Here is a 7,913-nt window from a genome sequence, read left to right as displayed (position 1 = left end):
TTGCCGTAGCGGAATGAAATCCGGGGAGGCAATTTCTTTTTTATTTATTTAAAATGGATTGGGAACAAAACAGAGTTCTGGTTTATTACTCAGCGTGCTCCAGCGCCAGCGTCTTCGTTGTGATATCACAGACCTCCGCTGGTCCATAGTACTGGATAGCGCCCGGATAAACGAAGCTGGTTTCAACAGCCCATTCTTCACGGTGAGCTTCAAAGAACTTAAACGGTTTGCCATCCAGCTCAACAAGCGCCTTCTTGATTACCGGCTTGTCTTCGCCGTGTCTTCTTTCGATGTTCATCATCTTCGTGATCGGCATCCCGCCTGCCGTCCATTCGCTGGCCGGCTTAGACAGGTTGGAGATTTTTGACAGATAGCCGTTGTAGCCGTACTGGATCAGCATGAACGCATTATAGCCCAGGGAGTAGCAGTAGTCCGAGTCAAAGTTGGACGGGAATGCGCATCGACCTTCATATCCTAAGAAATGATGGAGCGGGCTGAATTTTCCCTTATAGGTTCCGGCTTTCTTTCTTTCATCCAGTTTATCCTTGACTAACGCCGAGAATAATTTTTCCGATTCAATCAGGGAAACCTGAACATTGCCGTGCGGGTCGCGTTCCAGGAACAGCTGCTGCTGGATGTTTTCCGGCAGGATCGCAAAGACGCCCATTGATTCTTTCGTCAGACCTTGTTCGATGAACGCATACTTTTCACCCCACGTCGCCAGCGCGTTGAACGCGTCAGCCTTGCTTCCGGCGAGAAGTTCATTGATTTCCTGGATTAACGCAGAGAATTCAGGAACAAATTCAACAACGCCTTCCGGGATGATCGCAACGCCGAAGTTCATGCCCTTTGCCGCACGCTTTTCAACGGAATCCGCAATGTAATCCGCAATCTGCGACAGCGACATTTTCTTTTCCGATACTTCTTCGGAGATCAGACAGATATTCGGCTGGGTTTCCAGCGCGCATTCCAGAGCGACATGGGAAGCGGAACGGCCCATGACTTTGATGAAATGCCAGTATTTCTTCGCGGAATTCGCGTCTCTTTCGATGTTGCCGATGATTTCGCTGTAAGTCTTGGTCGCAGTGTCAAATCCGAACGAGCATTCGATATCTTCGTTCTTCAGGTCGCCGTCGATCGTCTTCGGGCAGCCGATAACCTGAACGCCGGTGTCATGCGCCGCAAAGTATTCAGCCAAAACCGCCGCGTTGGTATTGGAATCGTCGCCGCCGATGATAACGATTGCCGTAATTCCATGCTTCTTGCAGACATCCGCAACGATCGCGAACTGTTCGTTCGTTTCCAGCTTCGTTCTGCCGGAACCGATGATATCGAATCCGCCCGTGTTGCGGTACTGGTTGATGTAGGCATCGTCAAAAATCAGATAGTCGTCTTCAATCAAACCGATCGGACCGTTCTTAAAGCCATAGAGAACATTTTCTTTATTTGCGGCTTTTAATGCGTCATATAAACCGCAGATGACATTGTGTCCGCCCGGAGCCTGACCGCCGGAAAGAATAACACCGACGACTTGTTTCTTCGCCTCCGCCGTGTTCTCGCCCTGGACAAATGTAATTTCCTTTTTGCCGTATGTGTTTGGAAATAAGCGTTTAATTACTTCCTGATCGGCTGCGCTTTGAGTTTCTTCGCCTTCCTGAACCCCGATATTGGCAATACCATGTCTCAGCATGCCTGGAAGTTTCGGTGAATACTCATATCTAGCAGATTGTAGTGATGAAATTTTCATAGTTAATCTCCTTCTCATCTTAGATACATCGTAATTTTAAGATATTTAACCTGAAAAGTAAACCTGTATTCGCGTGTTCAGCATGACAAAAGACACAAAAACGGAACATTCAGAAGATTTGATCTCTGGGGTCCAATTTCCCACGGTTTATTCAACAGAAAGTTCATTCATAAAGGATAACCGAATACGCAATTTAAAGCACAGAAATAGGCATTTTCCCATCGACAATAAAGAGCCCAGACAGGAAAGTTGACTGCCGGGCTTTAATTATCCGGTAGTATTTCTCGATCTGGTGCTGACTTTATTATAATATAAAGATAAACTATTCATGAAATAAGTTCTCAGACAAATTTAACGGATTTAAAGAGGTTCGATGTCATTATGAATTGGAAATTACCGCTTGTTTTGCATGATCCAAGATGACTCAATGATAAATTCAGCATTCAATAACGATCGTCATCCTGATGTCTATAAAGAGTTACGAACGTCAATTATAAAAGATCAGAAAAATTATCCTCAGATTTTTTATGCATGAATTGTGCGCAAATTTAAAAAAAACAAAAAAAGCCTTTTACTAAAGGCTTTCACGATAAAGTGGCAGGGGTGGAGAGAATCGAACTCCCATCAAAGGTTTTGGAGACCTCTGTTCTACCATTGAACCACACCCCTAAAAAAAATGGTGACTCGTACGAGATTCGAACTCGTGAATGACGCCGTGAAAGGGCGCTGTGTTAAGCCACTTCACCAACGAGCCATTTTTTCGATTGCTTTGTAATAATAGCATAAACCATTTATGATTTCAACAAAAAAATAAAAACGAAGATAAATTTTTTGTGTTTTGTGAATTGAAAAAGTGAACAGTAATCTGCGAAAAATTCTAAATAGGAAAAATTGTGATCGTTTCCACTCTGATTTCCATCGCCAGTTCTTTAAAGAGACATTAAATAATGAAAAAAAGAAAAGACGTAAAATCCTAAAAAATAATGGAAGTGAACATTCTGAATAAAACCTTGATATTTTCCGAATAAAATTTTTCTATAAATTAATATCTTTGCATTTTACGCTCAAACGGGCTGATCAGAATTAGTCTGCTTTTCTTTTTAACCATAAACTCACATATTCTGTCAATAGGATTAATGTATTCCTTTAATGAAAGAAATACAATTGACTCTTTCCCTTCACCTTTGTCATGAAGTCTTCATTGTTTTCATTGGCTCACGCATTGTTTTCTTGTCCCGTTGCCGATATAATTAGGCTGTGGTTCAACACCGAGAAAAGAAAGGAGTCGTATGAAGACCGAACTTCATACATGAATCAGATGAGTAAAAAAAGAAAAGCGAAAAAATCCGGAATTTCAGCCGGAGCGCTGAGCGGCATCATCCTGGTGATGGTTCTGGCCGGCGCCGGGATTACCGGTACGCTGGCGCTCAATTCAATCTATCGCGGGCCGTACAAAGCGTATACGCAGCATTTGCTGGAAACGATGGAGGAAGGCAGTCTGCAATACAAAGCCGCGGAGTTGTTCTATTCCAAGGCAGAACTGGACGCAATCCGCAATCCGCAGCTGAGCGACGCGAGTCAGGAACCGTCTGCGCCTGAAAGCGCGGATCTGAATGAGATTGAAATCATCGATCTGAAAGGGACGACCTTTGAAGGCAAGCTGATGATCGTTCACGACCCGTCCCGCGTCTTTGTCGCCTGCAACCCGAACATGGATTCCGGAGCGCCGGGCTATTCCGTCGAAAAATACATCGAGCTGAACGACGCGATCGCCGGGATGAACGCCGGAGGCTTTGAGGATGCCGGGGGCAATGGCAACGGCGGCACCGCTTACGGCATCGTCATTCATGACGGCAAGCTGATCAGCGGCAGCCCGAGTGAATTCACGCCGGTCATCGGCATCAACAACGCCAACCAACTGGTCGTCGGCGACATGACCGCCCAGCAGGCGCTGGACTATGATATCCGCGATGCTGTTACCTTTGGTCCGGTCTTTATCAAGAACTGGGAAGTCGTCTTTGAATCAGGCCGGCACCCGGGACTCAATCCGCGTACCGTCATCGGTCAGCGCTACGACGGCGCGTTCCTGTTGATGGTGCTGGACGGCCGGCAGCCGAGCAGCTTCGGCTCCACCTATCAGGACATCATCGACATCATGCAGCAGTATGACGCCGTCAATGCCGCCAATCTGGACGGCGGCAATTCCACCGTCATGGTTTATGACGGGGAAACCCTGAACACTACCGTATCGATTAAAGGCGACCGCCGTGTGCCAACCGCCTTTATCGTGAAATAGGAGAAACCATGATGAGTAAAAAACAAGGAATTCCAACAGGTACTGCCCTGGCCATGATCGGACTGATCCTGGTGATTGTCATCGGCGCTTCCGCCGGTGTGCTGGCTTTAGTCAACACCAAAATGAGCGCGTATGAAAAGACGACGCCCAACGCCGCATTGGAAGCGTATATGAAACAGATTGAAAAGCAGGATTACACTGAATTATACGAACAGTTCCAAACCCGCACCGGCAGTCTGAGCAGCGAAGCTGACTTCAGCACCGCGATGAATACGATCTACAGCGATGTCGATTTTAAAGATCTCAGCTATGTGAAAGACGACAAGTCCGCGGAAGGCTATGAAGGCACCTACGGCGTCTATTCCGGCGGCAAGAAAGTGTCGACGTTGGATCTGCGCAAAGAGAACGAAACCTGGAGGGTGGAAACCGTCATGCAGAGTTCCGGCAACCTGAGCTACCTGATCGACGCTCCGGCAGATGCGCAGGTCAAGGTCAACGGCATTTCGTTAGGCAGCGACTACGTCAAGGAAAGCAACGTTCCAGCCGGCACCTACGACCGGTACAAGACCAGCTCCGCCGCTCCGACTGTCACCCGTTATGAAATCAGCGAGCTGATGTCTGAGCCGGAGATCACCGCCGAGGGTTATGTCGTTGTGAAAGATGCCTACGAAGAACGTTTCTACGTCGGCAAGGCTGCCAGCGGCGACGTCAAGAGCGCTGGTGAAAAAACGATGACGGCGATTGCCGAAGCGGCGGCCCGCTATGCCACTGGAGACGGCGGTCTGGGAACGCTGACCGGCTACTTCCTGTCCGGCAGCGAATTTGCCACTAAGATCCGTACAATGGACAACCAGTGGTACACTGGTCATGCGGGCGTCAAGTTTGAAAACGCCGAAGTGCTCGATCTGATTCAGATTGGCGATAACGATCTGGTCGGCAAGATCATCTTCGATTACACTGTCTTAAGCAATACCTATGGCAACCGCACCTACCACTGCGGCTATCAGATCGTCCTGACGCGCAGCTCCGGCAGCTGGAAAGCGATCGACCTGATCGTCAACAACGATCTCAACCCCGCCAACGACTAATCAAACAAAACACTCAAAAAGCGACAAATGTCGCTTTTTTTGATCACTCAGCTGTGGTACATTATAAGTAATGAAAGCCCTTTACAAAGGAGGAACAACTATGATTGATTATACAGAAGGTTCAGGGAAACAGTATCACATCGGCGTCGGTCCTGGTGAGGTCGGGCGTTACGTCCTGCTGCCGGGCGATCCGAAGCGCTGCGCCAAGATTGCGGCGCATTTTGACAATCCGGTGCTGGTTGCGGATTCCCGCGAATTCGTCACTTATACCGGCGAACTGGACGGCGTAAAAGTCAGCGTCACTTCAACCGGAATCGGCGGGGCCTCCGCTTCGATCGCGATGGAGGAACTGCATGCCTGCGGCGCGGATACGTTCATCCGGGTCGGTACCTGCGGCGGCATGGATCTAGACGTCAAAGGCGGCGACCTCGTCATCGCCACCGGTGCGGTCCGTTTTGAAGGCACAAGCAAAGAATATGCGCCGATTGAATATCCAGCGGTCGCGAATTTCCAGATTGTCAACGCGCTGGCGCACAGTGCGGCGAAGCTGAACCTGCCTTATCACGTCGGCGTCGTTCAGTGCAAGGACGCCTTCTATGGGCAGCACAAGCCGGAAGAATTGCCGAACCATGAGGAACTGCTGCGCAAATGGGATGCCTGGGTACGGATGGGCTGCCTGGCCAGCGAAATGGAATCGGCGGCGTTGTTCATCGTCGGCGGATATCTGCGCTGCCGCGTCGGCTCGGTTTTCCTGACAGTCGCTAACCAGCAGCGGGAAAAAGCCGGACTGGAAAACATTCAGCATCACGATACCGAAGCCCCGATCCGCGCGGCTATCGAAGCGCTGCGGGAACTGATAAAAGCTGATCAGAAACAGTCGGTTTAACTGAGGATAAAGGCTTATCCCGCTGCGTTAAACTGGATGCGGCAGGCTTCATACCAACAAAGTAAAACAGAGAGAATAAAGGGATCCGGCATCAATCCGAATCCCTTTTTGTTAATTTAGGCAGACCCTTTTCCTGATCTTAATATGACGCTTAAGCCGCGCGCTTTAACGCCTGGATCCGGGTTTTCAGCTCGTCCTTGACTTCCAGTTCTTCCGCCTGATCCAGCACGACAAGCAGCTGCGGCGCGATGCCCTTCAACGGGGTCTGCGCCAGTTTCACCCAGCTTTCCAGCGTGTCCAGCGCGTAGGTCCGGCAGCTGATCACCGGACACAGCAGAGCGCAGCGGATAAACGCCTCGCCCTTGCCCGGATACAGCCGCAGCGACTGCAATACTGCGGCCAGCGCATGGAAATCCTGATAATCCTTCCCCAGTCCCAGCACATCCGCCGGGCCGCTTGCCATCGTATCCAGCGGCAGGCAGTCGGCATACAGCGCGAGAATCTCATCGCAATCCTTTTCCGAAGCCATCAGCAGCCGTGCGGCCATGCAATGCTCGATTGGATTCTGTTTCAGCCAGGTCATCGCCTTTTCTTCATACGGGATGCTCAGCTTCAAAGCTTCTTCAAACCCTTTGCCCTGCTCCATCGCCGTGCTGACCGTGACGTAGCATTCCGATGATTTTAACAACTCCAAACATTGATTCTTAATCTCCGGCAGCTTAACCTGTTCACCGTCAATATACTGGGCGATCGCGATCAGGTTCTGCACCGTCGCCAGCGTCATCGGGAAATGCTCAGCCTGCTTCAGATAACCGGCAAACAACCCTTCCCGGTCCTCAATCTCCGAAATTCCCGCGACCGGGCCTTCTGCCATCAATCCGTCGATGATCAGCGTGATTCCCGCCCAGTCTTCCTGAGATAAATCTTCACGAACAATCTGATCGGCCAAATCACATTTTTTCGCCACGGTCAATGCTGAATAAGCTGGTGCGACATTGTTTTCACAGCCATGATCCAGCAGCCATTTTTTTATCAGCCGGTTGGCGGGATCGATCTGATTCACACAATGAATCCGGCCCCACCCGTGTACCTTCTGCATCAGGTCGAAAATTTCATCATTTCCGCCTGTCCAGCTGCGCATGATGAACAGACAGTACAACGTGAATTCATTGCACAACGCAAGCGCGCGAATCACTTTTTTCAGCGCTTCCTGCTTATCTGTATTTAAGAGTTCCATAATCGCCAGCCCCAGCTTGATCAACTCCGGATCCGACGAAGTCATAATGCAGCGGATCGCAAAGCCGGAAAGTTTTCCCGGATCCAGCTCCTGGTGATGTTCATAGATCCACTTGTGCAGAGCGTCAATGACTTCGATCACGCTGTGCTGCGCCAAGGCAGCCGTTAGCTGCGTTTTCCCAGCTTCTTCCTGGCCCTGGCTGATAAGCAGCAGCGCCTGACAGACAGGCTCAATATCGACTTCTTTCGGTTGAGTATGGTATAACTTAATGCCGTCCATCGCCCCATCGGCGAAGATCAGCTTATTTTGTGCTTTTTCTTTCGGCAGCGAAAAATCTTTCGGCAGTGTCCCCTCCGGCGTCAATGCCTCGGCGATCAGTTGAAATAAAGCCTTTTCCGGCTGGTTTTCACTCATGTGTCAATCTCCTTCAATTCATATTCAAAAGCGCTGTCAGCGCTTCTTCCGTTTTATTGTACCATAGTTTACCAGCTCTGTCTGCGTCGGCTGCGACACATTCATGATGAAATTCCTCACATCCTGTGTACCTTTGTCTTTATCCGCAAAGTTTTTCTCATCGGAAATTTCCGATAGGAAAACCCTTTTTCCAGCAGCAGTGTATAGAGTAAAGACGCAAGCTAGCGATCAAGAAAAAATCATTG

The 7,913-nt window shown here is 49.4% G+C and carries 5 protein-coding genes and 2 tRNA genes; 3 read left to right on the top strand and 4 right to left on the bottom strand.

Translation table 11 applies throughout. The annotated features are described in order from the left end of the window. Nucleotides 1–85: 85 nt before the first annotated feature. From HOLDEFILI_RS14470 to HOLDEFILI_RS14460, 3 genes are all read right to left on the bottom strand, one after another. Complete coding sequence (locus HOLDEFILI_RS14470; RefSeq protein WP_039865086.1) at nucleotides 86–1,747, bottom strand: diphosphate--fructose-6-phosphate 1-phosphotransferase; 1,662 nt, start codon at nucleotides 1,745–1,747, stop codon at nucleotides 86–88. Nucleotides 1,748–2,342: 595 nt separating this feature from the next. After that, nucleotides 2,343–2,416, bottom strand: a tRNA-Trp gene (locus tag HOLDEFILI_RS14465). 8 nt (nucleotides 2,417–2,424) lie between these two features. After that, nucleotides 2,425–2,501: transfer RNA gene (locus HOLDEFILI_RS14460), tRNA-Glu, on the bottom strand. Nucleotides 2,502–3,065: 564 nt separating this feature from the next. Here HOLDEFILI_RS14460 and HOLDEFILI_RS14455 point away from each other — a divergent pair. The 3 genes from HOLDEFILI_RS14455 to udp all read left to right on the top strand — a co-directional run bounded on the left by HOLDEFILI_RS14455 (nucleotide 3,066) and on the right by udp (nucleotide 6,017). Then, nucleotides 3,066–4,043, top strand: a complete 978-nt coding sequence (locus tag HOLDEFILI_RS14455; protein ID WP_167317154.1) for a phosphodiester glycosidase family protein — start codon at nucleotides 3,066–3,068, stop codon at nucleotides 4,041–4,043. Between the two features lie 11 nt (nucleotides 4,044–4,054). Beyond that, on the top strand, nucleotides 4,055–5,131 hold the full coding sequence (locus HOLDEFILI_RS14450) for an NTF2-like N-terminal transpeptidase domain-containing protein (RefSeq protein ID WP_039865085.1): 1,077 nt from the start codon (nucleotides 4,055–4,057) through the stop codon (nucleotides 5,129–5,131). 100 nt (nucleotides 5,132–5,231) lie between these two features. After that, on the top strand, nucleotides 5,232–6,017 hold the full coding sequence (udp, locus tag HOLDEFILI_RS14445) for a uridine phosphorylase (RefSeq protein WP_208854979.1): 786 nt from the start codon (nucleotides 5,232–5,234) through the stop codon (nucleotides 6,015–6,017). A gap of 151 nt (nucleotides 6,018–6,168) precedes the next feature. On the opposite strand, the gene HOLDEFILI_RS14440 is transcribed toward udp, so the two are convergent. After that, nucleotides 6,169–7,668 carry a hypothetical protein gene (locus tag HOLDEFILI_RS14440; RefSeq protein WP_006060547.1) on the bottom strand — a complete coding sequence of 500 codons (1,500 nt, stop codon included), beginning with the start codon at nucleotides 7,666–7,668 and terminating at the stop codon, nucleotides 6,169–6,171. Nucleotides 7,669–7,913: the final 245 nt, after the last annotated feature.

Origin of the sequence: Holdemania filiformis DSM 12042 (assembly GCF_000157995.1) — a bacterium.
GTDB lineage: Bacteria > Bacillota_I > Bacilli_A > Erysipelotrichales > Erysipelotrichaceae > Holdemania > Holdemania filiformis.
This window is presented reverse-complemented; position numbering and strand designations above follow the sequence as displayed.

What these genes read in the sequence shown, in the direction of transcription:
- HOLDEFILI_RS14470 (WP_039865086.1), bottom strand. Translation starts at nt 1,747, where the DNA reads ATGAAAATTTCATCACTACAATCTGCTAGATATGAGTATTCACCGAAA.
- HOLDEFILI_RS14455 (WP_167317154.1), top strand. Translation starts at nt 3,066, where the DNA reads ATGAGTAAAAAAAGAAAAGCGAAAAAATCCGGAATTTCAGCCGGAGCG.
- HOLDEFILI_RS14450 (WP_039865085.1), top strand. Translation starts at nt 4,055, where the DNA reads ATGAGTAAAAAACAAGGAATTCCAACAGGTACTGCCCTGGCCATGATC.
- udp (WP_208854979.1), top strand. Translation starts at nt 5,232, where the DNA reads ATGATTGATTATACAGAAGGTTCAGGGAAACAGTATCACATCGGCGTC.
- HOLDEFILI_RS14440 (WP_006060547.1), bottom strand. Translation starts at nt 7,668, where the DNA reads ATGAGTGAAAACCAGCCGGAAAAGGCTTTATTTCAACTGATCGCCGAG.